Origin of the sequence: Burkholderia gladioli, from assembly GCF_000959725.1 — a bacterium.
Taxonomy (GTDB): Bacteria; Pseudomonadota; Gammaproteobacteria; order Burkholderiales; family Burkholderiaceae; genus Burkholderia; species Burkholderia gladioli.
Genome location: NZ_CP009323.1, coordinates 583,071 through 609,374 on the forward strand (window position 1 = coordinate 583,071; position 26,304 = coordinate 609,374).

Sequence of the window (26,304 nt, forward strand, 5' to 3'; positions counted from 1 at the left end):
CGTGCGGATTCCGCCTCGCACGGCAGCGCAATCGAGACGTCGCCACCGAGCGGCGCCGCGCCCGACCCGATTCGGGCAGCAACAAAACCCGGCGGAATCGACGACGCGTTGGCCAACGCCCGTCGCTGAGAGACCAAGATAACGATGAACACAAGCACCGATAGCGCCGCCCTGCGCGGCGAGCAGGAATCCTTATGGTCGCTGTTCCGGATCGTCGCGGGCGTGTCCGCGGTGTCCTGGGGCGGCCTGGCGATGATGGCGCAGCTCGAGCGCCATTATGTCGAGCGCGTCAGGCGCATCGACTCGACCACCTATGCCGACCTGATCGCGCTGGCCTGGATGGTGCCCGGCCCGGTCGGCTGCAATGTCGCGATCCAGGTCGGCCAGGTGCTGCGCGGCCGCGCCGGCGCGTGGATCGCGGGACTGGCCAGCGTGCTGCCCTTCTTCGTGCTGATGACCGGTTTCGCGATCTTCTATCGCACGCCGGCGGTGCGCTCGCTGGCCTCGCCGATGCTGCTGCACGCGTTCGGCATGGTGCTGGCGGCGCTGATCGGCGTGACCTGGTTCCGCCAGGTGCGTACGCTCGCCAAGGGCCGGGCCGAGCGGGTGGTGGCGGCGGTCTCGACCGTGTTGCTGACGCTGGCGCACAGCCCCGCCGCCTTCGTCGCGATCCTGCTCGCCGCCTTCGCCGCGGGCTGGTTCGGCAGCCACGAGCGAGGCAGCGCGCCGCGTTTCGTGCTGCTGCCGGCCGAGCGCGCGATGCTGGTGGTGCTGGCCCTGCTGGTGCTCCTGTTCGCCCTGCCGATGCCGCCCGCCTACGAGGCCAGGCTGCTGTGGGCACGGCTGGCCGGTGCCGGCATGACCCTGTTCGGCGGCGGCTTCTCGGCCCTGCCGGTGCTCAAGGCGCTGTTCGTCACGCCGGCGGTGGGCATCAGCGAACACGATTTCACGCTGGCCTTCGCGCTCTCGCCGGTCTCGCCCGGGCCGCTCCTGAACGTGGTGCCCTTCCTCGGCTACCTGAGCGACGGCTGGCGCGGCGCGCTGCTGGGCACCGCCGCGCTGTTCATCCCTTCGGCCTGCCTGGTGGTGTTCGCGCAGCGGCATGTGCACCGGCTGCGCCGCAACCCGCGCTTCGAGCACGGCATGCGCATGCTGCGCGCGGCCACCACCGCCTTCCTGGCAATCGCCGTGCTGCGCATCCTGATGGGCATGCCGGCCGCGCCCGGCTACTGGCTGATCGGCGTGCTGGCCTGCGCGGCCTTCCTGCGCAGCCGGGTGCCGGTGTATGCGGTGTATGGGATGGTGGCGCTCGCCTGCGGCGGGTGGTGGCTGCTGTTCGCGGGGCATTGAGCGAGACGCTCCGGGCGTCCGGTCCCGCCTCGCCCTCCCCCGCCGATATCACGACGGCGCCGCTGTCACGGCGCCGCTCATGGCTGGCTCAGAAACCGCGCGACAGCACCGCCGTGCCGATCGTCACCACGCCGAGCACCAGGTTGATCAGCACCAGCAGGCGCATCGCGCCGACCGCGCGTGCGCCGTCGGGCCAGTTCTGAGCCTGCACGGCACGGCGGATGCGCGGGAAGATCGCGAAGCGGATATGGCCGAAGATCAGCATCATCAGCACGCCGATGCCGGCCATCGCGTGCAGCGGCCAGCTCGCGTGGCCGCCGCCGAAGGCGGTCAGCAGGAAGCCGCCCGACAACAGGGTGACGATCACCGCGCCCGCCACCCAGTTGAAGAAACGGCCGAACACCGCCTCGATCAGCGGCAGCCGCAGCTGCGGCGAGAGATCGGACAGCGCGGGGCGCAGGCAGAAATGCGCGAACACCATCCCGCCCACCCAGACCGCGATGGCGAGGAGATGGAGGAACAGCGCGACGGCGATGGCGTGGGACATGAGCGATCCTGGGTGTTGTTATCGGACGAAACGCGCCGCCGGACCGGGATCGAGGCAGGCTCGAGCGCGCGGCGGGCGCCGGCATGACCCGGTTCGACCGACACGCGGCCCGTCGGTTCGATGCGCGGGCGACATTTGACACGAAATCGCGCCGGCTGTCGCCGCGCCGCGTCGAGGCCGCGCTCCAGCCGCGCGCCGCGATGCCATGAAAAAGCCCCGGCGCGCGGTGAGCGCAGCCGGGGCTGGCAGCCTGGCCGGGGCACCTTGGCGCGCCCGCCGGGCTCAGTCGAGGATCGGGCGCAGGCCCGCGAGCTTGAGCTTGAGATCGGGCGCGCGGCCCTTGCGAGCCCGTTTGCCGACCAGCGGCGCGAGCGCGGCACCGGCCAGCACGACCTCCTGTGCCTTGCCGCCACGGCCCGTGCCTTGCAGCACCACACCGCGACCGTCGATGGCCAGCGCCTGGACCAGCGCTTCCTTGTCCTCGAGCGCCATCAGGATCACGCCGCGGCCGCCGGCCGACAGCGTCTTCATCTCGTCGAGGCCGAACACCAGCAAGCGCCCCTGGGCCGACAGGCAGGCCACCTGGGTGGCCAGCGGCATCACCGGCATCGGCGCGAGCGGCACCGCGCCCTCGTCGATCGTCATGAAGGCCTTGCCGGTCTTCTGGCGGCTGATCATGTCGCCGACCTTGGCGATGAAGCCGAAGCCGTTGCTCGAGGCCAGCAGCAGCGGCTGCTCGGCGCCGGCCGCGAAATAGTGCATCAGGTGAGTACCCGATTCGAGCTCGATCAGCGAGGTGACCGGCACGCCGTCGCCACGCCCGCCCGGCAGCACCTGCACCGGCACCGAGTGCACGCGGCCCTTGCTGCCCCAGGCGATCAACGTGTCCGGCGTGCGGCACTGGAAGGCCGCGTAGAGGCCGTCGCCGGCCTTGAAGCTGAAGCTGGCCGGGTCGAGCCCGTGGCCCTTGAGCGCGCGCACCCAGCCCTTCTGCGACACCACCACCGTCACCGGCTCGTCGATCACGCGGGCCTCGAAGGTCGCGCGCTTCTCCTGCTGGATCAGGGTGCGGCGGTCGTCGCCGAACTGCCTGGCGTCGCCCTCGATCTCCTTGATCAAGAGGCGCTTCATCGCGCTCTCGTTGGCCAGCAGGTCCTCCAGCTTGGCCTTCTCCGCGCGCAGCTCCTCCAGTTCCTTCTCGATCTTGATCTTCTCGAGCCGCGCGAGCTGGCGCAGGCGGATTTCGAGGATGTCCTCGGCCTGGCGCTCGCTCAGCCCGAACGCCGACATCAGCGCGGCCTTCGGCTCGTCCGACTCGCGGATGATCCGGATCACCTCGTCGATGTTCAGGAACACGATCATCCGGCCTTCGAGGATGTGGATCCGGTCGTCGACCTTGCCCAGGCGGTGGCGGCAGCGCCGCGTCACGGTCAACTGGCGGAACCCGACCCACTCGCCGAGGATCGCGCCGAGCCCCTTCTGCGCGGGCCGGCCGTCGTTGCCGATCATCACCAGGTTGAGCGGCGCGTTCGATTCCAGGCTGGTGTGCGCGAGCAGCGACTGCACGAACTCGTTCTGGTCGAGGGCACGCGACTTCGGCTCGAACACCAGGCGCACCGGCGCATCCTTGCCGGATTCGTCGCGTACCGCGTCGAGCAGGTCGAGCAGGGTCTTCTTGGTGTTGGCCTGTTCCTGCGTGAGGGTCTTCTTGCCGGCCTTGATCTTCGGGTTGGTGAGCTCCTCGATCTCCTCGAGCACCTTCTGGCAGGAGGTGTTCGGCGGCAGCTCGTTGACCACCAGTTGCCACTGGCCGCGCGCGAGCTCCTCGATCTTCCAACGCGCGCGCACCTTCAGGCTGCCGCGGCCGACTTCGTAGGCGGCGGAGATTTCCGCGTCGCTGGAGATGATCTGGCCGCCGCCGGGGAAGTCCGGGCCCGGCACCAGTTGCATCAGGTCCGCGTGGGTGAGCTTCGGGTTGCGGATCAGCGCCACCGCCGCGACCGCCACCTCGCGCAGGTTGTGCGAGGGGATCTCGGTGGCCAGGCCCACCGCGATGCCCGAGGCGCCGTTGAGCAGCGCGAAGGGCAGGCGCGCCGGCAGCAGCTTCGGCTCCTCGAAGGAGCCGTCGTAGTTCGGCATGAAGTCGACCGTGCCCTGGTCGATCTCGTCGAGCAGCAGCTGCGCGATCGGCGTGAGCCGCGCTTCCGTGTATCGCATCGCGGCCGCGCCGTCGCCGTCGCGCGAGCCGAAGTTGCCCTGGCCGTCGATCAGCGGGTAGCGCATCGAGAAGTCCTGCGCGAGGCGCACCAGCGCGTCATAGGCGGACTGGTCGCCGTGCGGGTGGTACTTGCCGAGCACGTCGCCCACCACGCGCGCCGATTTCACGGGCTTGGCGTTGTTGCCCAGCCCCATCTCGTTCATCGCGTAGAGGATCCGGCGCTGCACCGGCTTCTGGCCGTCGCAGACGTCGGGCAGCGCGCGGCCCTTGACCACGCTCACCGCGTAGTCGAGATAGGCGCGCTCGGCGTAGTCGCCGAGCGTCAGTACGTTGCCGTCGTCCGGCGGGCTCGGCGGCTCATCGAAAAAGTCGGGGGTCTTGTCATCCATCTGCTGTAGCTTCCGTATCCGTTCAGGGGCGGTGGGCGGCGCGCATCACGCCGCTCAGATATCCGCCTCGACATCGTTGCCCTTTTCCTCGAGCCAGCTGCGCCGCGCGGAGGCCTCGCCCTTGCCCATCAGCATCGTCATGCGCGAGACCGTCGCGTCGTAGTCGAGGCCGCCCAGGGCGATCGGCGCGAGGCGCCGCGTGTCCGGGTTCATGGTGGTGTCCCACAGCTGCTCGGCGCTCATCTCGCCGAGGCCCTTGAAGCGGCTGATCGACCATTGCGTGTCGCGCACGCCGTCCTTGCGCAGCTTGTCGAGGATCGCCTCGAGCTCGCCGTCGTCGAGCGCGTAGAGCTTCTGCGCCGGCTTCTTGCCGCGCGCGGGCGCGTCGACGCGGAACAGCGGCGGACGCGCCACGAACACGTGGCCGCGCTCGATCAGCTGCGGGAAGTGCTTGAAGAACAGCGTCAGCAGCAGCACCTGGATGTGCGCGCCGTCGACGTCCGCGTCCGACAGGATGCAGATCTTGCCGTAGCGCAGGTTCGACAGGTCGACGTGATCGTCCGGCGCGTGCGGATCGACGCCGATCGCCACCGAGATGTCGTGCACCTCGTTGTTGGCGAACAGGCGGTCGCGCTCGGTTTCCCAGGTGTTGAGCACCTTGCCGCGCAGCGGCAGGATCGCCTGGTATTCCTTGTCGCGGCCCATCTTGGCCGAGCCGCCGGCGGAATCGCCCTCGACCAGGAACAGCTCGTTGCGCGCGATGTCCTGCGTCTCGCAATCGGTCAGCTTGCCGGGCAGCACCGCCACGCCCGAACTCTTGCGCTTCTCGACCTTCTGGCCGGCGCGCGTGCGCGCCTGGGCCTGCTTGATCACCAGGTCGGCCAGCTTCTTGCCGTGCTCGACGTGCTGGTTCAGCCACAGCTCCAGCGCCGGGCGCGTGAACGAGGAGACCAGCTTGACCGCGTCGCGGCTGTTCAGGCGCTCCTTGATCTGCCCCTGGAACTGCGGGTCCAGCACCTTGGCCGACAGCACGAAGGACACCCGCGCGAACACGTCCTCGGCCAGCAGCTTGACGCCCTTGGGCTGCAGGTTGTGCAGCTCGACGAAGCTCTTGACCGCCTGGAACAGGCCGTCGCGCAGGCCGGATTCGTGGGTGCCGCCGGCCGGCGTGGGGATCAGGTTCACGTAGGATTCGCGCGTGAGCGAGCCTTCCTCGCTCCAGGCCACCACCCAGGAGGCGCCCTCGCCGTCGGCGAAGCTGTCGTCGCCCGAGGTTTTCGCGTCGGCGAAGCGCTCGCCCTCGAACAGCGGGATCAGCAGCTCGCTGCCGTTCATCTCGTCGAGCAGGTAGCCGCGCAGGCCGTCCTCGTATTTCCAGCTCTGGCGCTCGCCGGTCTTCTCGGTGACCAGCACCACCTCCACGCCCGGCAGCAGCACCGCCTTCGAGCGCAGCAGGCGCTGCAGCTCGCCCAGCGGCAGGTTCGGCGAATCGAAATACTTGCCGTCCGGCCAGACGCGCACGCGCGTGCCGGACTTCTTCTCGCCGCGGCCCGCGCTTTGCGTGACCAGCGGCTTGACCACGTCGCCGTGCGCGAAGCCGAGCTCGGCGAACTTGCCCTCGCGCCAGACCGTGACGTCCAGGCGCGTGGCCAGCGCATTGGTGACCGAGACGCCCACGCCGTGCAGGCCGCCCGAGAAGGTGTAGGCGCCGCCGGCGGCCTTGTCGAACTTGCCGCCCGCGTGCAGGCGCGTGAAAACGATCTCGACCACCGGCACGCCCTCGTCGGGATGCATGCCGAACGGGATGCCGCGGCCGTCGTCCTCGACCGAGACCGACTGGTCCGCGTGCAGGGTGACGATGATCTGCTTGCCGTAACCGCCGAGCGCCTCGTCGGAGGCGTTGTCGATCACTTCCTGGATGATGTGCAGCGGGTTCTCGGTACGCGTGTACATACCGGGCCGCTGCTTGACGGGCTCGAGGCCCTTCAGCACCTTGATCGATGCTTCGCTGTAGGCCGCTGCGGGCTTTTTCGTGGACATAGGCGCTAGTTCGTCAATCGTCCGCCGCTGTTATCCCCAGTTGATGTGGACAACATCGTGGACAAAACGTTGAATTCGATAAAAAAGCCAATCGAAACAATGCGATTACGCGACTGCTCCGAAAGCGGGCGGCGCACCGGCGCCGCGAACGGCACCAGGGCCGGAACGCGGCGTATTTTACTGGTTCCTTGCGCGCGCGCTCATGACGGCTTGCGCTTGGCCTCGAGCTCCTCCCAGCGCTCCAGCGCCACGAGCAGTTCGTCGTCGAGCGCCGCGTAGCGCTCGGTCAGCCGCGTGCCTTCCTTGGCGTCGCGCGCGAAGATGCTGCCGTCCTCGAGCTGCGCGTTGATCGCCTTCTGCTCCGCCTCCAGCGCGGCGATCTGCTCGGGCAGCGCATCGAGCTCGCGCTGCTCCTTGAACGAGAGCTTGACGCTGCGCTGCGTGTTGCGGCCGGCCGCGGCGTTCTTGCTGGCGTCGTCCCTGGGCGCCGGGGCGGCCTCGCGCGCGGCTTCGCCGCCGCGCCTGGCGGCGTCCTTCGCCAGTTCTTCCGAGCGCGCGTGCTGGGTCTGCCAGTCGGTGAAGCCGCCCACGTACTCGCGCCAGAGGCCCTTGCCCTCGGCCGCGATCACCGAGGTGACCACGTTGTCGAGGAAGGCGCGATCGTGGCTGACCAGCAGCACGGTACCGTCGTAGTCGGTCAGCAGTTCTTCCAGCAGTTCGAGCGTGGGGATGTCGAGATCGTTGGTCGGCTCGTCGAGCACCAGCACGTTGGCCGGGCGCGCGAACAGGCGCGCCAGCAGCAGGCGGTTGCGTTCGCCGCCCGACAGCGAGCGCACCGGCGAGCGGGCCCGCTCGGGCGCGAACAGGAAGTCGCCCAGGTAGCTCATCACGTGCTTGCGGGTGCCGCCGATCTCGACCCATTCGCTGCCGGGGCTGATGGTGTCGGCCAGGCTCTTGTCGAGGTCGAGCTGGGCACGCATCTGATCGAAGTAGGCCACCTGCAGGTTGGTGCCGGTGCGCACCTTGCCCTCGTCGGGCGTCAGCTCGCCGAGGATCAGCTTGAGCATGGTGGTCTTGCCCACCCCGTTCGGGCCGATCAGGCCGATCTTGTCGCCGCGCATCACGGTGCCGGTGAAGCCGTCGATGTAGGCGCGGCCGTCGTAGCGGATCGTCACGTCGGTCAACTCGGCGACGATCTTGCCGGACTTCTCGCCCTGCGCCACGTCGAGCCGGACATTGCCCTGCGCGTTGCGGCGCTCGGTGCGCTCCTTGCGCATCTCGACCAGCCGCGCGATGCGGCCCACGCTGCGCGTGCGGCGCGCCTCGACGCCCTTGCGGATCCAGACTTCCTCCTGGGCGAGCAGCTTGTCGAACTTGTCGTTCTCGACGCGCTCGACCTCGAGCTGCTGTTCCTTGCGGACCTGGTACTGCGAGAAGTTGCCGGGATAGGACAGCAGGCGGCCGCGGTCGAGTTCGACGATGCGCGTGGCGACGCGGTCGAGGAAGGCGCGATCGTGGGTGATGAACAGCACGCTGGAGCGCTGCGAGACCAGCAGTTCCTCGAGCCAGCGGATGCCTTCGAAATCGAGGTGGTTGGTCGGTTCGTCGAGCAGCAGCACGTCGGGCTGCAGCACCAGCGCGCGGGCCAGCGCGACGCGCTTCTTCATGCCACCCGACAGCGCTTCCACCAGTTGCGCGCCGTCCAGGCCGATCTGCGCCAGCGTGGTGGCCACGCGGGTGCGCCAGTTCCAGGCGTCGTGCAGGTCCAGCGAGGATTGCAGCGTGTTCATGCGCGCCATCAGCGCGTCGTGTTCCGCGCCTTCGGGCGTGTCGGCCAGGCGGTGCGCGATCACGTCGAATTCGTCGAGCAGCGCCTGCGTGTGCGTGAGGCCCGAGGCGACCGCCTCGAACACCGTCTGCCCCGGGCCGAACTCGGGCTCCTGCTCCACGTAGACCGTCACCAGGTCCTGCTGGCGCGTGACCAGGCCGTCGTCGGGGCGGGCCAGTTCGGCGACGATCTTCAGCAGCGAGGACTTGCCCGCCCCGTTGCGGCCGATGAGACCGACGCGCTCGCCGGCTTCGAGCGAGAAATCCGCGTGATCGAGCAACGCGACGTGACCGAACGCAAGCTGCGCGCCGGTAATGGAATAGAGCGACATGGGGGGAGCGGCGAAGAAAGGGATTCGGAAACGCCCATTGTAACGGGCATCGCGGGCGGCGCCGCTTCGGCCGGATGGCCGGGGGTGGCGAGCGAGCGTTTCGCGGGATGCCGCGCGCTCGGCCGAGGCTTGCCGGGGGCTGGCCGGCGCAGGAGCGGGATCGCGCCTGCGCCGGTATTGATGAGGTGCCTCAGTGATCCACGTTGACGGTGATCGTCTGGCTCATGGCGGGGCCATAGGAGCGGTGCATGCCGTCGCCGAACTGCAGCGTCAGCGTGTGCTTGCCGGGCGGCAGCTGGATATCGGTTTCCGTCTGGGCCTTGCCGAAATGCAGCGAATGCTCGCTGGCCGGGATCACCTCGCCCTTCGGGATCGGGCCGCCGTCGATCTCCAGGTGATGATGGCCGGTGTTGGGCGTCATGTCGCCGGCCGGGCGCAGCTGCATGCCTTCCACGCCCATCTTGACGTGGACCGGGTTCGAGACCGTCGCGCCTTCGGCCGGCGCGACGAAATAGACGTGCGGTTCTTCCGCCCGCGCCGTGCCCGCCAGCGCCACCGCCGCGAACGCGCTGGCGCAAAGCATGCCGGCCATCCATCGCTTGCTCGTGTTCATGCTTCTCTCCTGTTCGATGTTGTGGGTGAAGCGCGACCAAGCATACACCCCGGCTCGTGAAAACCTCGTGGCTGAGCCAAGGTGCCGCTTTCGCGGAACGGCCGGGTGTTTCGGGTATATTGCGCGGTTTGTCGGGGCGCACACGGGGCGCATGCGCGCGCGAGCGTGAGAATGCGGTGCCGGTCCGGATGCCCGTCATCCCATTTCAGAATGAACACCATGAGCGAAGTCGTCGAATTCAAGAGCTGGGTCTGCCTTATCTGCGGCTGGACCTACAACGAGGAAGAAGGCCTGCCCGATGAAGGGCTGCCGGCAGGGACGCGGTTCGCGGATATTCCGGCGGATTGGCGTTGCCCGCTGTGCGATGTGGGCAAGGATGATTTTGTGGTGGTGGAGTTTTGAGGATGCTCGGGGCGAAGGCGATTCGCTCGATTTGAGGGTCTGGTTGCTTGAGATTTTTCAGGGCGGTGGTCTTTGCTATACTCTCACCCGCTTAATGGGTTGCTCATGCCTAGCTGTGGCGCCCGGGTCCTCTGCATTGCTCACGCAGGTACGCTCGATGAGTTACCTCGCGACTATCCGCTCCCCGTAGTTCAATGGATAGAACAAGCGCCTCCTAAGCGCTAGATACAGGTTCGATTCCTGTCGGGGGGACCAGCCCTGCCCCCAAACATCCCCAAGCTTCACTAAAAATCCCCCGCTCAGCCCCGACAGACGGGCATCTAGCTCCCAGCGTCACCAAACTTTGCTCAGTGACAGCCGGAGAATCTGTTGGTATTTTTGTTGGTATCAGCACATACCAACACCTCAGATACCAACAATGCCTCTCACTGACATACAAGTGCGGAACGCGAAGGCCGGCGACACCCCGTACAAGCTGACGGACGGCGGCGGGATGTTCTTGCTAGTCCAACCGAACGGCGGCAAGTATTGGCGGCTGTCCTATCGCTTCCTCGGAAAACAGAAGACGCTCGCCCTGGGCGTCTATCCGGCGGTCACGCTGGCCGCCGCCAGGAAGAAGCGCGATGACGCCCGCGAGCAGATCGCCGCCGGCTCGGATCCAGGCGAGGCGAAGAAGGAAGCCAAGCGCGCGGCCGAGATCGCAGCGGCCAATTCTTTCGAAGCGGTCGCCCGCGAATGGTTCGACTCTCAGCACCCAGGCTGGACGGATAGCTATGCCGAGAAGGTGCTGCACTCGCTCAAGGTCGACGTGTTTCCGAAGATTGGCGCTCGGCCCATCTCAGAGATCGATTCGCCGCAGATGCTCGCCATCGTTCGTGAGGTCGAGGCGCGAGGAGTGCGTGAGACGGCGAAGCGGATCCTTCAGCGCTCTCGGGCAGTCTTCCAGTACGGCATCATGACAGGACGATGCACCCGGAACCCGGCGGCCGATATCGACGCGCAGACTGTATTGAAGAAAGGCCCCGGCGTACAGCACATGGCTCGCGTGAAGGCGACGGAGATACCCCAGCTCATGCGCGACATCGACGCCTACCAAGGTGATCTCGTCACCAGGCTCGCTCTCCAGCTCATGGCGCTAACCTTCGTGCGGACAACGGAAATGATCCGCGCTGAGTGGGCGGAGTTCAACGAGGCTGCAGCGGAATGGCGCGTGCCGCCCGAGCGCATGAAGATGCGCGACCCGCACATCGTGCCGCTATCGCGACAGGCGCTCGACGTGCTCGCCCAGCTCCGCGCGATGAACGGCAATCACCGCTTCGTCTTCTACAGCGTGCAGGGCCGAAGTCACATCTCGAACAATACGATGCTCTATGCGCTCTATCGCATGGGCTACAAGTCGCGAATGACGGGGCACGGCTTCCGGGGCCTGGCCGCTACGGCTCTACGCGAATTGGGGTTCGGCCGGGATGTAGTGGAGCGCCAGATGGCGCACGCGGAGCGTAACCAGGTAACGGCGGCTTATGTCCACGCGGAATACCTGCCGGAGCGCAGGCGGATGATGCAGGCATGGGGCGACCACCTCGACAAGCTCAAAGCAGGCGCGGAGATCGTTCCGCTGACGGCCGCCAGGTAGTGCGCCACCGGCTGGCTGGCCTATGACCCCCTTGTCACGCCCCTCCCACCATTTTTCCGTACTTGGTCAGACGCTACCGACGCACTGCCTTTCGGTATGAATATGACCCCCCTTGGCAGCTCTGGGGTAGAGAAAAAGCGCGGGTGTGAGCCCCCGCGTCTTTGCACTAGACGCAGGGTCCCCCGCATTTCCGGCCGCCCCGACATTTGCGGCAGACGTAACAATGCCCGATCGGGGCGCATCGCGGACACCCCCCTCGAAAACACGTCGTCAACACCCCTCGAATCCCGGAGAGCCGCGCCCCGACTAGTTTCATGGTCGATGCAGATGGTCGACGTCTGTCCGCTCAGTGCAAAACGAGTTGGAGATTTGGAGATAAACGTCTGAATCGGCCGTAAAGCCTTGTCGGGCAAGGCTTCGGGTGTCTCCAAACGATTTGGAGAACGCTGGAGATACTGGAGATAAACCGGGCTGGATTGTTACGGAAGCGGCAAGATTCGCGGCAACCGCCGGCCCGGTTCCATCTGGAGCGGATCGCTCAAAGTAACTTTGACGCACGGGCCAAAAATGCCGCGCAAAGGAATGCCCGCCACCGCCCTCCCGGACGGCGGCGTCTTTCACAGCTCAAGCGTGAAGATGGACGGCAGCACGCGATAGACCATGAACTTGCCGTGACCGGGGATGTATTCCTGCCGGTACGGATAGCCGTCGCTACGCGGCATCAGCACGCCCCGCTTCATCAGTGCCTTGGCGACGATCTTGTGATCGAAGCCGGCGCACACGTCCTTGCGGAATACGGCCGCTTCGATCAGGTACTCCGTCTCGACGCTTTCGGCATCGTCGGCGCTCATCTTGCCGCCGAACTCGGCGTAATAGTCGCGATCGGAGGCGATGGGCGTGCGCCGCTCGTCGCGCTTCACGTGCTGCTTGAAGCCCGCTCGATGCGGCACGTTCGGACGATGGTCGTCCTGCGCCCGGTTCATCCACACGAAACGGTTGTCGCCGTGCGCGGCGAGGAAATGCTGTACCTGCCGCACGGCTTCGGCTTCGTCCGAGTTGCCGGTGCCGCCGCGCAGTTCGAGCCAGCCTTCGAAGCAGCGACGCGCGGCCTCGACCGCTTCGCCCTCCGGCCAGCCGGTCAGGCCGTGCGCCGTCGCCAGCTCCCCGGCCACCGCAACGAGGCAGAACCGCTTGGCAACGCGTGCGACCTGCGAATGCGAGCCGTCCGGCACCCATTGCCCGACCAGCTCGTCGACGCGCACACGCAGATGCTCGGCCAGCTCGCCGGCCTGCGACGACGCCCACTCGATGAACGCAGGGCCGGCCGTACCGTAGTGCATGCCGGCATGGCGCTCTAGATGCTCGATCAGCGCGGCCGGCGTCGGGAAGCCGTGCAGCTTCTCCACGACGCCCATTTCGCCGACCTCGGCCGGGATCGCGGGCAAGCGCACCTCGATACCGCCTTTCATGGGCTTGTTGCCCTCGGCCATCAACGCGGATACGCTCTTTTCGCCGTTCGACAGGAATAGCAGCCGCCACGTGAGCACGGGCTTGGCCGAGCCGCTACGCGACGCACGGGCCTTGCCCGACTCGTTGGCAAGCATGTAGATCACATCGCCGACCAAGCGCGGCTCGACCTGCCCGATTTCATCGAGGATCAGCAGCGCGTCGCTATGCTGCGTGGCAACGGCTTCGAGCGCATTGTCGGTCGCCTTCCAGCTCCGCACGTAGTCCGGTGAGCCGAACACGGATGCGGCGATGACGCCGCCCGTCGACTTGCCCTTAGACGTCGTGCCGAGCAGGTGGAAGCCGCCCGACTGAAGCCCGGAGAAGTGCAGCAACGGACCAGCGAAGGCGGTAGCGACGCAGAACAGCAGCCGGCTATTGCCGACGCAGTAGGCCGCAACCTCGCGTTGCCAGTCGTCGAGCGTGCCGCGCTCCTTGAACTGGCTCTGGATCGGCGTATCGGCCTGATAGATCAGCGCCTCTTTGCCGGTGCCGATGACGCGATCGGGCAGCACGAACGCGCCGTGATGCCAGCCGACGCGCGGCACGCAGCGCACGCGCTCGTCCGGCTGCGCCATCTGCACATAGTTCGCGATCTGCGTGCGGGCGATCTGCGTCACGCCAAGCTTCACGCCCATATCGAGCAGCATGCGGCGCAGCTCCGTGCCGTCACCGGCAAAGAGCCCCGCCGGCACCGCCCACCGTTTCAGGATGCCGTCGCGATCCGTGAATTCGAGCAGGTAGCCCCACTCGCTGTTCATCTCGTTCCGCGTCTCCGCGATCACGTCGATACGCGTGCTGACCCAATGCGGCGGGAGCGGATCGCCCTGATTGTTGAAGCCGTGAAACCACACGCCCTTGTCGTCGACGACGAACCGCGACTTGCCGTCCTGCGCGCGGGCCGTTTTCGGGCGCTTGGCGGGCTTTGCGGCGGGCGGTGCGGCCTTGCCCTTGCCCGCATCCGACGAGCCGGCCGGTGCGAGCGCTGCGCGCACGGCAGCGGCCACCGCATCCGTGCCAAGGTGCGCGGCCAGGTCGTTGAAGTCGGTCCCGGCCGCTGGACGGTTCGGACCGAAGTCCGGCACCGCGACGATGCCGGCGACGGCTTCGGCCGCCGCGCGAGCCTTCGTCACGCCCGGATTGCCCTTCGTCGTGTGATCGTCGTCGGCGCACACGACGATGCGGGTGTCCGGATACTGGCCGCGTAGCGCCGTCGCGACCGCGTGCAGGTTGCCGGCGTCGAACGCGACGGCGGCCGGGCAGCCCGTCGCGGCCGCGAGCGTCGCGCACGTGGCGTAACCCTCGCCAATCAGCAGCGTGGACGGCGCGGAAGATAGCGGACCGCCGATCAACGAGAAGCAGCCCGCCTTGCGGCCGTTCGGCAAATAGCGCTTCTGACCGTCCGTGAGGACGAACTCCAGCGTCCACAGCTTGCCGTCCGCGTCACGGGCCGGGATGACGAGGGCGCCGTCGCACGCGGCCGTGCCGATGCACAAGCCGCCGCGATAGACGCGCAGCGCGTCGACCGGGATGCGCTTGCGAACGAGATACGGGTGATCGGCCGGCGCAGGCTCGGCCGCCGACCAGATCGATTCGGCGAGCGCCGACGCGGCTTGCTGCTTCTCGGTCAGTTCGGCCAGCTCGGCCGCTTCGCGGGCCGCGCGCTCGGCTTTCTGCCGCTCGCGCTCCGCAGGATCGACCGGCTTCGCCCGATGCGCACGCGGATCGAAGCCGCCGACCTTGGCGAGGTGAAACAGCGTGTTGATGGTGATCTTGCCGCCCTTGAACGACTTCCACACATCGCGCGCGTCCTTGCCGTTGTAGTTCTGCGCGCCTTGGCTCCATTCGTTCCAGAGGGCGAAGCCCTCCTCGCCAAACTCGGCCTTGAGCGCCATCCCCACCTGACGCCACGTGTCGCGGTCGTCAGGCGGAACATAGCCGAGCGCGACTCTCGCCCGCTCGAATTCGGACATGGGTGCATTACTCATAAGTTCCCACTGGACGCGCATCGGCAGGCTCCCGATTAGTAGTCCATATCGGGCAAGCAGCTACTCGACGCGCGAAGAATTGGATGATGCGACGATGCCTAACGGCGGAGTGTCAGCCGGCCGCGCGAGGCACCGAGAGAACCGCCCCGCCGGCCGTGACGTCGTTGCTGTAGACGTAGCGGCCGAGCCGCGACTCGCCAAGGGCGTCGTTGGCCGCCTCCAGCGCCGCGCCGATCGACGGCAGGGACGCGCGGAACAGGCTCAGCACAAGCCAGTAGTCGTCATCGGACATGGCCTTGTCGGCCGCCCAATGCAGGCTGTCCAGCAGTTCCATGGCGTCACTGATCCGCGTGCCGATGCGGTTGTGATCGGGGCGATTTACCTCGGCCACGAAGTGCGACGCGAGCGGTTGCACGGCATTCTTGTTCGTCTTTGCCATGACCGCCTCTCAGTGCGTCGTGCGCGGTTCGCGCGTGACGAGACCGAGCGCCGCGAACAGGTGCTGTTGCACCCGCCCCATCAGGCCGGCCGCGAACGCTTGGCGGTTGATCGTCAGGCGGTGCGCGTCGACGTCGCCTGCGTCCTGCATGGCGGCTTCCATGCCGCGCGCGAACGCGGCGGCCTGATGCGCCGCGTAGTCGTGCAGCCGCACGTCGCCTTTCAGGTCGAGCCATGCGTCAGCGCAGATCGCACCCAGGTCGACGGCGAATTGCAGCTCGATCGGAGCGCCGGTATCGAGCGGCGGCGCATTATCGAATCCATTGATAACCGCGGTTCGGATGTGCTGATCAGTCATGGCACACCTCCGGCTGCGCGGTACGGCGCATTTCGGCCGAGTACCGGCTCGCAACGCCTTGCCCCATGTCGACGAGCGAGCGCTCGTAGGTGTCCTCCGGAAGATGCGCACGGACGGCATCGAACAGCGCTTCGAGATGGGCGAACTGATGGGCCGCACACATGGCGATCATCTTGACTTCGTTCGGCAGGCGGAATTCAGACATGGCGCACCTCCAGAATCGACGCGAGGAGTTGCCGGACGTCGATCGTGCAATCCTGCTCCGCTTCGCCGCGAATCGGTGTGAGGTTCCAGTCATGCACGGCAGCATGCGTGAATTCGCCGAACCGCCGATCGTAGGCGCTGCGCCCCGCGACGGGACCACCCAAGATCCGCACGCGCCAATCGTGATCGGGCGTCGGGGAAGCCGACGCCACCTCAACCAGCATGCCAATGCGTGAGCGCGCATCGCATTGCGTGACGATCGCCAGATCGCCAATCTTGCAGCGCAGCTCAGCCATGGCGTACCTCCGCACGAACGAGCGCCGCGATCGCTGCCAGTGCCGCGCCGGTTGCGTCGAGTGCGTCTTGATACGTGCTGGCGGTTGCCGCGTCGCGCAGTGCTGAGCGGACGATGGATTGAATGAGGTGGGATTGCTGCCCGGTACGGGCGTGCGTGGACTGGCGCATTGGGTGCGACCTCCTTTTGCTGGGTTCGGAACCCGGCCCCCGCTGTCAAACGGGTGGCCGGGCACATGGCGGGGTTGACAGACCGGCGCAAAAGGGAACCGGCGTGCGCGAACGCACCCCCACCAAGGCCCGACCATAGAAGGCGCAAGGTGTACGGACGTAAAAAAACCGCACAGCGGCGGTTGTCCGCCTTTTGCAATTTCCGGCTGTCACCCCGGGCCGCTGTTGTCTCAGCGACATCCACAGGATACTGCGCACCGCCGCGATGCGCAAATCGAGGAAGGGACGGAACAGAAACAGCGGCGCGGCGCGGCCGACATCCCGCGCCCTTCGTCGCAGCAAAGTGACTTTCGCAAAGCGTCGCGGTCATAGGCTTACCCCACTCTGAATCAGAGTTACCGCGATGCGTTGCAGACGTACGGCAGCGCGTGCGTGCTTGTCATCACCACGCGACCAAAGCAGCTCGGTGAGAACGTCGACCTGCTGCACCACCGGATCGGAATACGAGCGGCCGGCGCGGTCCAGTGCATCGCCAACATCGAGAACCGCCCCTTGCAGTTCGCTCGCCAATACCGCGCGAGGCGTCGCTGGCGGCTTGTCCTGAGCGACGAGTAGCCGTGCAATGTGCATTGCTTGAATAGCTGAGGCGCAGCATGCGCGGTCGCAATGTCCCCAAAGGGCCACCGACATGCGCTCCAGGTGCGCAGCCTTGCCAAGCAATTCAACATCGCCGCACATCTCACGTGCGTCATCAAATGTCGTGCATGCATCAAGCCACATGCGACACGTACGGGCAGTCGGCGGCACCATCACGCGTGCGGCCCTCGTCACACTGATTGCCATTACGCGCCCTCCGTCGCTGGGCGGACCGGGTCAGCGGAACGATAGTTCAGCGGATCAGCCATCCAGCGATGGATCTCACGATTCGGCCAGACGGTGCAACGCTGCGTCAGACGACTTGCGCGCGGAAAGCGGCCCTCCAGCTCGCGTTGGCGGACAGTTTCGCGAGACAACGGGATGAAGCGACGCAGACTTTCCCAGCGCGAGAAGCCGTCAAGTGGCAGTCCGTCCGGGGTTTGTAGCGCATACGCATTCTTGCTCTGCATTTTTACTCCCTAAGCAAATCTAGGCCACCATTGGCAAAGATTGGGAGCTATCGTAATTTTTTGCGACGGCTTGAAGAACGGAAGGTATTTTCTCAATCCCGGCTACAAATCTTCCGGCTTAATCCGGCCTTTCCGCACTCGATCAACGAACCCCTCTAGATCGGGCAAACCCAAAGCCACTTTGCTCTGGAGCGCGAGTAATGTGTCGGGAAGTCGCCAGCACTCGGCCCCACGTGCATCGACATATTCCCACCTCAGCTCCCACATTTTTCGATCGACTGTACGCAAGTAGGTGCGAATCTCTCCTCCCTCCTTTTGCGACGTAAGCCAATCAGCGCTCAGAGTTCCAGTCCATGGAATAGTCTTGCGATCGGCCATCTGTCCATTCAGATCGGCCGCGAAGCTTTCAAGCGCAGCCATAACGTGCGATACAGAAGGAAGGAAGCACGCTGGGCTGCTGTTAAAGCGGAATATGTCATCGAGACGCGGACGCGCATTTTCCTCATAGAGCGCACGGTCGCACGGGTCGACGATGTCTCCCCGCGTAGCGGCCGCATCGATCAGATGCAGGATGTCGGTGAATTCAAGAGGCATTGAAACAGGAGCGTGTTCCTGCTCCTGCTCAATCTCGCTAAGCAGAGCGCTCGCTTCGCCAAGTACCTGCGTGAGGCGCGACACGTTTTGCCTTTGTCGCTCGATAGCTTCGCGCTGCCCTGTTTCGTCAATACCGACTGCGGACAGCGCAATCTGAAACCATAGCCGCCATGCGCTGGGAGCATTTCGCCCTCGCGACCAACTGAGACGCGAGGAGCTATAAAAATCGCGCATTCTGGGATCAGTAGCTAACCGCTTCGCCGCCTCAAGCTCTCGTGCCGAATACGGCGTTCCGTGGCGACACACGCGGTCGCATTCCTGCCGGATCGTAGCCGGCACCCATGAACTATAGATTTGATTCATCCGCGCATCCTTCACATGCGCCCCTCATGAAGAGTGTCAAGCCAGCCGGTGAAGGTATCCGGTCTTCGGGTGGCCGCCCTAGGCTTGGCGGGCTACATTTTCACACGAATCTCCGCACTGGCTGACCACTCCGTCGATGCCCGAAACCAAACAACTACTGCACTCATTGTAAGCAGCAGCATTTCTAACCGGGACCGGTGCATGCAGATAGATTGGGATCGGACCGGCCCACGGTCGGGTTGCCTTCCCGTCCCTAGATATAAAATGCCTACGATAATGCGGATCGAGGCTAGGTTGCATGCTCGCTTCTTCGTGAAAAATTCAGGCCGGGCAGACAATTCAAATACGGGGAGTTAGTCGGCCGCCTACGGCGTAGAACCAATAGGGGAGATAGTATGAACTGGTACGACCTTGACGAGGTCTTGTCAAAAGCCGAACTGCCCGAAGTCGCGCGTCGCCTCGGCATGGATGTTGAAAAGATCGGTGCGAACCTCGTCACCCTTTGCCCGTTCCACGAGGATACGCGGCCGTCGCTCGTACTATACCCACGCGACTCCGGTAGCCCATCGCACTACCACTGCTTTTCGTGTAACGCGCATGGTTATGCGGTGGATCTAGTCAAGCGGGTTCAGGGCGCAGAGTTCAAGCCGGCCATCGAGTGGCTCGCCCGCAGTATGGGCATTGCGCCTAAGCGTACTGCCAATGCACGCCCCGATGCCGAGAGGTCTACACGTGACGATGCCCTCGCCTTTGCAAATCGCGTCTTCGACCAGCAGCATGATGAAGCAGGCTTTGTCGACTGGTGCCGAGACAGGCGGTTTGATCGCGACTTCCTCTACAGTCTCGGCCTGCGCTGTCTGCCCGTCAGTTCGATTCTGGTCCGGGCCCTGAAGTCGGAGAGCCTTGGAAGGCAACAGGAACTAATTGATGGTCTCTTGACCTCCGGGTTACTAGTGCGGTTGCGGCCTGAGATAAAGACAAACTCTCAGACTTCACTAAACCTGAGCGAGCAATTCAGGGACTACTTTCACGATGGTCGTGTGCTGATTCCAATTCGCTCGGCAACGAACGAACTCATAGGCTTCGCTGGACGTCATAGGCCACAATCGAGACTGAACAACATGGCCGCCCACATGGTGGCCAAATATTTGCTAACGCCAGGCTTCAGCAAGGGTGAAGTCCTGTTTAACGCCCATCAAGCACGGCAGGCAATGCGAGCTACAGTTCAGGCCGGTCAGTCTCATCCGGTGCTGTACGTCGCTGAAGGCTTTCTGGACGCCTTGCGGCTCCAATCATTGAACCTGCCGGCGGTCGCCGTGATGGGATCCAGCCTGAGCGAAAAGCAACGCGAAGGACTCGTCACCCTCTTAGAAGCGGCAAACCCACCTGGTGGAATGCACCTGAGCTTGCGCCTGTTCTTCGATCGCGACGGGCCAGGTTTCGACGGCGCGAACCGTGCATGCCGTCAACTATTGGGTTTGCCCGGTGTGGCGACGGAGTGGATTGGCTTCGGGGACGGCGACAACATGTTGACCGGCAAAGATCCGGACGAAATCCTGAATTCGTTCGATCGTGACGAGGCGATTGCCATGCTCGATCAGCATGCGTTGCCTGCCGTAGGCATTCTGGTCGCCGCTGGCATAGGGTACAAGGACGCGACACCACTGCTCAGCAACGAGCTCTGGAATGGCATCTCACGCTACCCGCGGGAGCGAGCGCTATTACAAGCAGTTCGCGCGGTGCGAGCCCTCAGCGGCGCTGTAGCGGACTGGGCGCAGCGGCTCGGGGCTCTGGCCGAGCCGCGGCCTCAATGGGTCGCAGATCTTCTTGCACTTCTCAGGCCACAGCAACCGGCTGGTCATGCAGCACGGCAGCCTATCGAACTCACCTTTCTGGTGGAGCAAGAGGCCAGATTCAACCACGCTCGCATGCTGGCCGAGCACGGCTCACGCCGCGGCGAGCTACCCTGCGACGATGAGACTTGGCGCGTCTTGGATCGTAATGCCCAACTGTTCAACATCCTTGCAGAGGATCGCTTGAAACAACCGGCCTGGCGCCCGGCCGCTCTTTGCGACGCAGTGCATTTACCTCGAAAGCTGTCCGGTGATGACAAAGTGTTAGGCGATCCACGGTGCAAAGTTATGCCTCACCCGGCTGACCTGCACTTGCAGCAGTTCCTGATGAATGAACTGCTCACGGAACGACATGATTTCTCGCATGAAGGGCCACGAAGCTTCTCCGATTGCATTCCCGCAGTGCGCTGGTTCGCATCCGAAGGCGAAGTACGGCTTACCGGCTATGTAGGCGAAAGAGAGCTGAGTCCGGCATTACGTGACGACGAACGCGGCCCCTATGAGGAGCCCGTTCTGAGTTTTGCTTACCAAATCGACATGGACGTGCTGGAAGGTCGGCGTAAGCCGAGCGACCAAGGTATGTTTCGGCCTTACATCGAGTGCTGGCGCGGCTACATGGCGTCATTGGGACGACAGGCCCGAGCCATCGGCCCACATGTACACGTTTTGCGGCTGGACGCCAAACGATACTACGACTCTATCCAACGCTACGTCGTGCGCGACCGACTGCAAGCACCCGTTGAGCAAGCTCTTACGATCAGCGGGGCAAAGGACATTTCGAAGCTTCTGGATCTGCCAGCTCACGACGCGAAAGATGCGGCAAAACACCTGGTGGATCTCCTGTGCGGCAGCCTATTTGAACATCGCTACCGACACCCTGACGACGGAAGCGAACACTCTAGCGCCGAGGTTATTGGTATTCCGCAAGGCCCAGTCATTTCGGCGTGGATCGGTACGATCGCGATGTTTCCATTGGATGCCGCGGCCCGCTCTTTCATGCGCCAACCAGACCAACGCCATCCAAACGATCCTGAGCGGCCGCGTGTAGGGTATGCCCGTTATGTGGATGACATCGTCTTGTTGGCGGACTCGGAGACCCGTCTAAATGCAATGCGCGAAGCGGTGCAGAATGCGGCCTCGCATCTCGCGCTGACGCTCGTACGTAAAGGCGAAGCCGTAGCTCCAGGGTCGCCAGAATGGGTTATGCAGCAACTCAACAACGGACGGGCTTTAGCGCCATCGGTACCCGCCTGGGAGCCGCCCCTGGTTGGCGATGGCGAAACCGGCTGGGGCATGGGGACAGACGATGTCGGATCCATGGATCGCCAAAGCGCCCTGCACCTTTTGCGGCATCCCAACCTATTGGATGATCCTGTCACGGTTCATGAAAAGGTGCGCGATGCCATGCGAGCACCAGACCTGCGTCCGAGTGACCTAGGCAAGTGTGCTCGAGCGCTTTGGTGGCAAGTGGCCATGCAATCGATTGAGCATCCGGAAGTGCCGAATGTGGATGCATGGAAAGTCATCTGGAACGCCTACCGCCAACGTTGGGAAAATGTATGCGCCGGCCACGCGTGGGCATCCGGGTTTCACCGCCAAGGTTATGACATTCTGTTCGCGATAGAGGGACTGGATATGTTGATGGACTCTGGGCCATCGATGCAGAAGGGGCGCACTCAAGAATGGATCGACCTGCATCGCAAAGCACTCGATGCTTTGGCGAAAACCATCCTGGAGAAAGACGATTTACTGCAGGGAATCACGCTGACACGTAACCGTACTCATATCCAAAACCGGGCAAGGAAGGTGCAATGGAAGGCGCTGCAGCGCGTACCAAACATTAAACCCAAGCTTCATGTGGACTCTCAAAAATCCATCAACCCGACGTTGACGGACTGGTTGTGTCTGGCAGCGATCTTGCTCAATCGCTATGACGCAAACGTTGAGCCGAAGTCGCATCCCTTGGATCTGCTGCCGATTGATTTCAACCCAATGGAAAGCGATGGTCCGAGAGAGATCAGAATCGCGTGCGCGTATATCCGGCCTCCGGCAGCGAACCGGGAAATGATGGTCGGGAGTCTGGACGCCGAGGGCAGCAGAATCGCCTTGCAGTTTCTCGTGGCGAACACTGCGGGCCCCCCTAGATTTAGTCGCTGGGATGTACTCAAGCTATATCGGGAACTGATCGGCAACGGCCTCGACAGCTCGCAGGAAATCGCTGTCTTGCCACCACTGCCGGTGGCAGATGCTGGCATGTTGGGTTACATCCCGAACATGGACACCTCGGACATTCGGCTCTTTGCCTTCACGTCGCAACCCGACGCCAAATTGGCGACACGACTTGTCGGTGCCACGTTGACCGATGCGCACGCACATAGCGTCCCGTCGATGGTTCTAAGCTGGCAGGGGCCGGTCGACCTAGCGCACGGACTGCACAGATTCCAAGGCGAACAACCCATTCGACTCGTCTTCGATACGTTGCATCCTGCAAATCGCGCGCGGTTTGCGGCCGACCTTTACGAGGTATTGCATGTCATTCAACGTCAGGATGCTGGTGCCGGCAATGAATGGGTCATAGTCATGGCCCATTTGGCTCACGAGCCTACTGCTGATATGACTCCCGCTGTCAATGAGGTGAGCGCGTGTAAGTGGTATTTAGTGTCCAGCCCTGTCGCCAGCGATCATCTGGGCGTCAGCGCTTGGGTACGCGATGGCCGGGGAGGCTTGCGCAGCGTTAGCGTACCAGGCGGCGAATACACCAAGCTGTGGCGCTTGGGATGTGCGGTGAGTGACGCACTGAATATGGCGTTCGACCTCTCCAATGAGGTGAGTGCGAGCGACGAAGACGACGCGCTGGCGCATCCCCACCAGATCGAAGAATACGTGTTACGACAGCAACTGAGTAAGCTACGTGGCACCTGGATTGCCGACGCCCAGGTACAAGACAAAGTGGGCGATGGACTTCCCGCAACGGTCCAACGATCATTGGACATTCTGCGCCGGTTTGATCCGTCACTTGATGCGTCGGAACAGGTCAAAGTAGTTTTGCATACCGAAGCTGAAACACGCAGTATGGCTATGCGACTGCAGCGCAAGGGACCCAGCGATCTCCGGGATCGCTTGCACCTGTTACCGACTCTGGTACTGCAACGCATGCCGCTCAGTGTGCTGGAGTGGTTACCATTGCAGCATGATCGCGCCAGCACGTCCCTCCGAACCGATCTCGCCCTGCTGCTGGCGCTGGCCGATTCGTTGGATGGTGACTATCTAGACGTACGCACCGATGGCCCTCAAGATGGTACGGCGCTTGGCCCCGGCCAAGCTCTGCATATCGGCGTTGCGCTGGCCGCCACAGGAGTGGCGCTGCGCGGCTTGGTGGCCTCGGCCTGGGGCATAGCACGTTACCGCAGTCCTCTTTCTTTGCCCGAGCGCCTGCCAATACCCGTGGGTTGGAACTTGCCGGACGCTAGCCGACAAAACCCTCAACGAGACTACGATACCGTACGCAACGGCCTGTGCGACGACGATTGGGCAGGCCTTAAAGAAGTGACACCCTGGCAGTGGATGCTAGCGCTTCTGGGAATTCTCGATAGCGTGGCTCCACAGGTGCTAGATGCATCTGGCGACAACCCATTGGGCTCGGTATACGAGCATCTGCGGAAATGGCAGTCAGCGTCGCCGGAAAAGGTTGAGAACCGGCAATGGACATGGCCCTACGACGACATGCCGGCGTACGACGCCGATGCATGGCGTTCGCTACTGAATGTCCTAGCTAGCGCGATACAGCAGGTTGACCAGTACTTGGGGTTGGTAATTCGACAAGTAGAAGCTCCGTCCTTTCGGCGCCATCGGGACGATAACGGCTTCACCGACGCCGAGAGCCAGCAATGGACGCTGACCAAACTACAGTACACCGGGCTTGGCTCGGCAGATAGCGTGGCTCGCATGCACCGGGGCAACCGGCGGCTGGCAACGTGGACTGAAGTACGGAGGCGTGCCGACGACGAACTACTGTCAATTCACACACTAGATGACAAGCTCGGACGTTGGTGGCATAACTCCCCCTCCCCCGTACCCAGAGAAGTACCACCGGTACAGGTGATCGAATCGCCAACTGCAGCGCCGAGCATGCAGAAGGATGGAATGGGTGATTCGACCGCCAAGACCTCTGACGGCGGCACCCAGCAGGATCGTGCTGAGGATCTGCGCGCACCAGCCAGTAACGTAGATGCGATCCGCAAGATGGTCCGAGAATCGCAGCGCGCATCGTGGGTAGAGCGCGGCAAGGTGAAATCCCCATCTCACATGCGAGTCGCGCTGCTGCAGTGGCGTGTAGACGAGAGTTACAGCCATCCGCTGGCAGAGGTTGGCTTGCTCGGCATGGGTATGCCTGAACGGGGACGCGAAAATCTGCGGAAGGCACTGGTTGCGCAAAGTTCAATGGCTATGGCTGACAACGCTGCCGTGCGTGGCAGAGAGCACACCTGGCCGACGACCGCTCCCGAATCAGTACCAAGCTGGCCCGAGCACCGGCGGCGGAGACTGTTGAAGCGCGCTTTGGATGCCTGCCACCTCCTCAATGTGGAACTATTGGTACTCCCAGAAGTATCTGTCCGGCGCGAAACGGTCGACTGGCTGGAGCACGAGCTTCGTCGCCAGTATCCTGGCCTCGCGGTACTTGCAGGGACATACCGTCACTTTGGGCAGTCAGTCGGTGATCGGGGCGATGCCGCGCCAGCCGGAGGCGATGTTCATCACTTGATGGCACCGCTCACGATGCTGTGGCGCCCCGATGAGAAAATGTCAAAGGCCCTCTTTACTGGCCTTCGCAATCCACCAGATACGCTTCGATTCTGGCGAGGCAAGAAATACCGCTCTGTGGCTGCCAATGAATTGTTCCGGCCGGATTGGCGCACGTTGCAACCTCTGTTCAGAATCGACCAGTTGCTGGATCAACTTGGCGAGCTCGACCTACCATCGGAGCGCCAAAAAGAGCTGCTTAGAACGGTTGCCGAAGAGATGCCTTCACTGCGCTATTGCATGGAGTTGATCTGCTCCGAACTGTTCCTGCTCACCAGCCCGGCAAACATTGCGCCGCTGCAGAAAGAGATGGATGCGATGATGAGTCGCTTTCCTGGAGGACTCGGACAAAACGCCTTAGAAATCGTCTCGGAAGACTTTACGGCAGTCGGAAAAGCCCTATCCGTGCTTCAAGAGAATCGTACCAGCCGGCGCACGGTTTTACTGGTGCCGGCAGCGACGTCCCGAAGCAATGATTACTGGCATGCTGGGCAGGCCAGTGTGCTGGCGTCTGGTACAGCAACAGTATTTTGCAACGCTGCCAAATCGAACATCGCGTGCGGCGGCAGTTGCTTCATTGGTATCGATTCGGCCACCAATCGGCATGGCAATTATGCCGGTCTAATTGAGACCCTAACGCCGTATCACGGTTGGCGTCGAGGCATTCTTACGGCACGCGCAGACGGTGCACTGTCCGACGCCGACCAGGCGCTGGTAGTTGCCGACATAGACCCGGTGCATGTGGTAAGTGGCAAGCCGCGACCACAGTTGCTCCCCGAGCCAGTCGTGTTGGTGGCCTACTTACCGATAGTCGAATTGCTCGACAGCGACGTCAATAAGGTAAATCTTCACCGGGTACTGGTGGAGGATGGGCCACCACAAATTGACGGAGCAGCGAATGCGAACGATGTACAGGCAGCGCTTGCCCAAGTCGCCACGGCTTCACACCCACGGAAGCGCGTTGAGTCACTGTGGAAAGCCTTCGACGATTTGAGAAACTCCGCGAGTTCGGATGGCGTAGAGCTGGACAACTTTGCAAAACTTTTCGCCGACGACAAATCTGTGCGCGAGCGCCTGCGAGCCTGGGCACGAGACAGACATCAGCAGCCCCATGCTGCATATGGTCCGCTGAATCTCGAGCCAGCGTGGCTGGATTTCCTAGACGTTGATCTAACCCTGAGAGAGGGGCAGAGCTTTCCCAGCATCGCCGTCCCCCCATGGCACCGGGACGCCGCATCGCATTCTGACGTCGACTGACCAAGCTAACATCGAGATAGC

18 protein-coding genes and 1 tRNA gene are annotated in these 26,304 nt (G+C 63.8%); 5 read left to right on the top strand and 14 right to left on the bottom strand.

Annotated elements, in window-relative coordinates; all coding sequences use genetic code 11:
* Positions 1 to 144: 144 nt before the first annotated feature.
* The gene (locus tag BM43_RS19580) at positions 145 to 1,350 is read left to right on the top strand and encodes a chromate transporter (RefSeq protein WP_036049655.1); all 1,206 of its coding nucleotides are present in this window, start codon (positions 145 to 147) and stop codon (positions 1,348 to 1,350) included.
* 88 nt (positions 1,351 to 1,438) lie between these two features.
* On the opposite strand, the gene BM43_RS19585 is transcribed toward BM43_RS19580, so the two are convergent.
* The 5 genes from BM43_RS19585 to BM43_RS19605 all read right to left on the bottom strand — a co-directional run bounded on the left by BM43_RS19585 (position 1,439) and on the right by BM43_RS19605 (position 9,316).
* Entirely contained in the window at positions 1,439 to 1,897 is a 459-nt protein-coding gene (locus BM43_RS19585; RefSeq protein ID WP_013698975.1) for a CopD family protein, read from the bottom strand.
* A 282-nt stretch (positions 1,898 to 2,179) separates the two neighbouring features.
* Positions 2,180 to 4,504, bottom strand: coding sequence for a DNA topoisomerase IV subunit A (gene parC / locus BM43_RS19590; protein WP_036049654.1), 2,325 nt, complete (start codon positions 4,502 to 4,504; stop codon positions 2,180 to 2,182).
* A gap of 54 nt (positions 4,505 to 4,558) precedes the next feature.
* Positions 4,559 to 6,544 carry a DNA topoisomerase IV subunit B gene (locus tag BM43_RS19595; protein WP_025096555.1) on the bottom strand — a complete coding sequence of 662 codons (1,986 nt, stop codon included), beginning with the start codon at positions 6,542 to 6,544 and terminating at the stop codon, positions 4,559 to 4,561.
* Positions 6,545 to 6,744: 200 nt separating this feature from the next.
* Positions 6,745 to 8,703 (bottom strand): ATP-binding cassette domain-containing protein, encoded by a 1,959-nt coding sequence (locus tag BM43_RS19600; RefSeq protein WP_025096556.1) that lies wholly within the window; start codon positions 8,701 to 8,703, stop codon positions 6,745 to 6,747.
* A gap of 190 nt (positions 8,704 to 8,893) precedes the next feature.
* Entirely contained in the window at positions 8,894 to 9,316 is a 423-nt protein-coding gene (locus BM43_RS19605; RefSeq protein WP_036049653.1) for a DUF4399 domain-containing protein, read from the bottom strand.
* Between the two features lie 219 nt (positions 9,317 to 9,535).
* Between BM43_RS19605 and BM43_RS19610 the strand changes: the two genes are divergently transcribed.
* The 3 genes from BM43_RS19610 (at position 9,536) to BM43_RS19620 (ending at position 11,351) form a co-directional block, all read left to right on the top strand.
* On the top strand, positions 9,536 to 9,718 hold the full coding sequence (locus BM43_RS19610; RefSeq protein ID WP_013698980.1) for a rubredoxin: 183 nt from the start codon (positions 9,536 to 9,538) through the stop codon (positions 9,716 to 9,718).
* A gap of 180 nt (positions 9,719 to 9,898) precedes the next feature.
* Positions 9,899 to 9,973 (top strand) — tRNA-Arg (locus BM43_RS19615).
* Positions 9,974 to 10,136: 163 nt separating this feature from the next.
* The gene (locus tag BM43_RS19620) at positions 10,137 to 11,351 is read left to right on the top strand and encodes a tyrosine-type recombinase/integrase (RefSeq protein WP_036049652.1); all 1,215 of its coding nucleotides are present in this window, start codon (positions 10,137 to 10,139) and stop codon (positions 11,349 to 11,351) included.
* A 617-nt stretch (positions 11,352 to 11,968) separates the two neighbouring features.
* On the opposite strand, the gene BM43_RS19625 is transcribed toward BM43_RS19620, so the two are convergent.
* The 9 genes from BM43_RS19625 to BM43_RS39180 all read right to left on the bottom strand — a co-directional run bounded on the left by BM43_RS19625 (position 11,969) and on the right by BM43_RS39180 (position 18,373).
* On the bottom strand, positions 11,969 to 14,830 hold the full coding sequence (locus BM43_RS19625) for a DUF927 domain-containing protein (protein ID WP_036049649.1): 2,862 nt from the start codon (positions 14,828 to 14,830) through the stop codon (positions 11,969 to 11,971).
* Between the two features lie 127 nt (positions 14,831 to 14,957).
* On the bottom strand, positions 14,958 to 15,284 hold the full coding sequence (locus tag BM43_RS19630; protein ID WP_011545897.1) for a hypothetical protein: 327 nt from the start codon (positions 15,282 to 15,284) through the stop codon (positions 14,958 to 14,960).
* Positions 15,285 to 15,293: 9 nt separating this feature from the next.
* Positions 15,294 to 15,641: a hypothetical protein gene (locus tag BM43_RS19635; protein ID WP_036049647.1), complete on the bottom strand. Its 348-nt coding sequence runs from the start codon at positions 15,639 to 15,641 to the stop codon at positions 15,294 to 15,296.
* The gene (locus BM43_RS19640; protein WP_009962292.1) at positions 15,634 to 15,846 is read right to left on the bottom strand and encodes a hypothetical protein; all 213 of its coding nucleotides are present in this window, start codon (positions 15,844 to 15,846) and stop codon (positions 15,634 to 15,636) included. Before BM43_RS19640 ends, BM43_RS19635 begins: the two co-directional genes overlap by 8 nt.
* Positions 15,839 to 16,141: a hypothetical protein gene (locus tag BM43_RS19645; protein WP_015876770.1), complete on the bottom strand. Its 303-nt coding sequence runs from the start codon at positions 16,139 to 16,141 to the stop codon at positions 15,839 to 15,841. The genes BM43_RS19640 and BM43_RS19645 overlap by 8 nt, the downstream gene beginning before the upstream one ends.
* On the bottom strand, positions 16,134 to 16,310 hold the full coding sequence (locus BM43_RS41745; RefSeq protein ID WP_088555490.1) for a hypothetical protein: 177 nt from the start codon (positions 16,308 to 16,310) through the stop codon (positions 16,134 to 16,136). The genes BM43_RS19645 and BM43_RS41745 overlap by 8 nt, the downstream gene beginning before the upstream one ends.
* Positions 16,311 to 16,676: 366 nt before the next feature.
* A complete protein-coding gene (locus tag BM43_RS39170) occupies positions 16,677 to 17,153 on the bottom strand; it encodes a hypothetical protein (protein WP_080742176.1) in 477 nt (158 codons plus the stop codon).
* Positions 17,153 to 17,416, bottom strand: a complete 264-nt coding sequence (locus BM43_RS39175; protein WP_080742177.1) for a helix-turn-helix transcriptional regulator — start codon at positions 17,414 to 17,416, stop codon at positions 17,153 to 17,155. Before BM43_RS39175 ends, BM43_RS39170 begins: the two co-directional genes overlap by 1 nt.
* Before the next feature lie 102 nt (positions 17,417 to 17,518).
* Positions 17,519 to 18,373, bottom strand: a complete 855-nt coding sequence (locus tag BM43_RS39180) for a hypothetical protein (protein ID WP_172535057.1) — start codon at positions 18,371 to 18,373, stop codon at positions 17,519 to 17,521.
* A 395-nt stretch (positions 18,374 to 18,768) separates the two neighbouring features.
* Between BM43_RS39180 and BM43_RS39185 the strand changes: the two genes are divergently transcribed.
* The gene (locus BM43_RS39185) at positions 18,769 to 26,283 is read left to right on the top strand and encodes a CHC2 zinc finger domain-containing protein (RefSeq protein ID WP_080742178.1); all 7,515 of its coding nucleotides are present in this window, start codon (positions 18,769 to 18,771) and stop codon (positions 26,281 to 26,283) included.
* Positions 26,284 to 26,304 lie beyond the last annotated feature (21 nt).

What these genes read in the sequence shown, in the direction of transcription:
- BM43_RS19645 (WP_015876770.1), bottom strand. Translation starts at nt 16,141, where the DNA reads ATGGCTGAGCTGCGCTGCAAGATTGGCGATCTGGCGATCGTCACGCAA.
- BM43_RS39185 (WP_080742178.1), top strand. Translation starts at nt 18,769, where the DNA reads ATGAACTGGTACGACCTTGACGAGGTCTTGTCAAAAGCCGAACTGCCC.
- BM43_RS19600 (WP_025096556.1), bottom strand. Translation starts at nt 8,703, where the DNA reads ATGTCGCTCTATTCCATTACCGGCGCGCAGCTTGCGTTCGGTCACGTC.
- BM43_RS19620 (WP_036049652.1), top strand. Translation starts at nt 10,137, where the DNA reads ATGCCTCTCACTGACATACAAGTGCGGAACGCGAAGGCCGGCGACACC.
- BM43_RS19610 (WP_013698980.1), top strand. Translation starts at nt 9,536, where the DNA reads ATGAGCGAAGTCGTCGAATTCAAGAGCTGGGTCTGCCTTATCTGCGGC.
- BM43_RS19580 (WP_036049655.1), top strand. Translation starts at nt 145, where the DNA reads ATGAACACAAGCACCGATAGCGCCGCCCTGCGCGGCGAGCAGGAATCC.
- BM43_RS19635 (WP_036049647.1), bottom strand. Translation starts at nt 15,641, where the DNA reads ATGACTGATCAGCACATCCGAACCGCGGTTATCAATGGATTCGATAAT.
- BM43_RS19595 (WP_025096555.1), bottom strand. Translation starts at nt 6,544, where the DNA reads ATGTCCACGAAAAAGCCCGCAGCGGCCTACAGCGAAGCATCGATCAAG.
- parC (WP_036049654.1), bottom strand. Translation starts at nt 4,504, where the DNA reads ATGGATGACAAGACCCCCGACTTTTTCGATGAGCCGCCGAGCCCGCCG.
- BM43_RS39180 (WP_172535057.1), bottom strand. Translation starts at nt 18,373, where the DNA reads ATGAATCAAATCTATAGTTCATGGGTGCCGGCTACGATCCGGCAGGAA.
- BM43_RS41745 (WP_088555490.1), bottom strand. Translation starts at nt 16,310, where the DNA reads ATGCGCCAGTCCACGCACGCCCGTACCGGGCAGCAATCCCACCTCATT.
- BM43_RS39175 (WP_080742177.1), bottom strand. Translation starts at nt 17,416, where the DNA reads ATGCAGAGCAAGAATGCGTATGCGCTACAAACCCCGGACGGACTGCCA.
- BM43_RS19640 (WP_009962292.1), bottom strand. Translation starts at nt 15,846, where the DNA reads ATGTCTGAATTCCGCCTGCCGAACGAAGTCAAGATGATCGCCATGTGT.
- BM43_RS19625 (WP_036049649.1), bottom strand. Translation starts at nt 14,830, where the DNA reads ATGTCCGAATTCGAGCGGGCGAGAGTCGCGCTCGGCTATGTTCCGCCT.
- BM43_RS19585 (WP_013698975.1), bottom strand. Translation starts at nt 1,897, where the DNA reads ATGTCCCACGCCATCGCCGTCGCGCTGTTCCTCCATCTCCTCGCCATC.
- BM43_RS39170 (WP_080742176.1), bottom strand. Translation starts at nt 17,153, where the DNA reads ATGGCAATCAGTGTGACGAGGGCCGCACGCGTGATGGTGCCGCCGACT.
- BM43_RS19605 (WP_036049653.1), bottom strand. Translation starts at nt 9,316, where the DNA reads ATGAACACGAGCAAGCGATGGATGGCCGGCATGCTTTGCGCCAGCGCG.
- BM43_RS19630 (WP_011545897.1), bottom strand. Translation starts at nt 15,284, where the DNA reads ATGGCAAAGACGAACAAGAATGCCGTGCAACCGCTCGCGTCGCACTTC.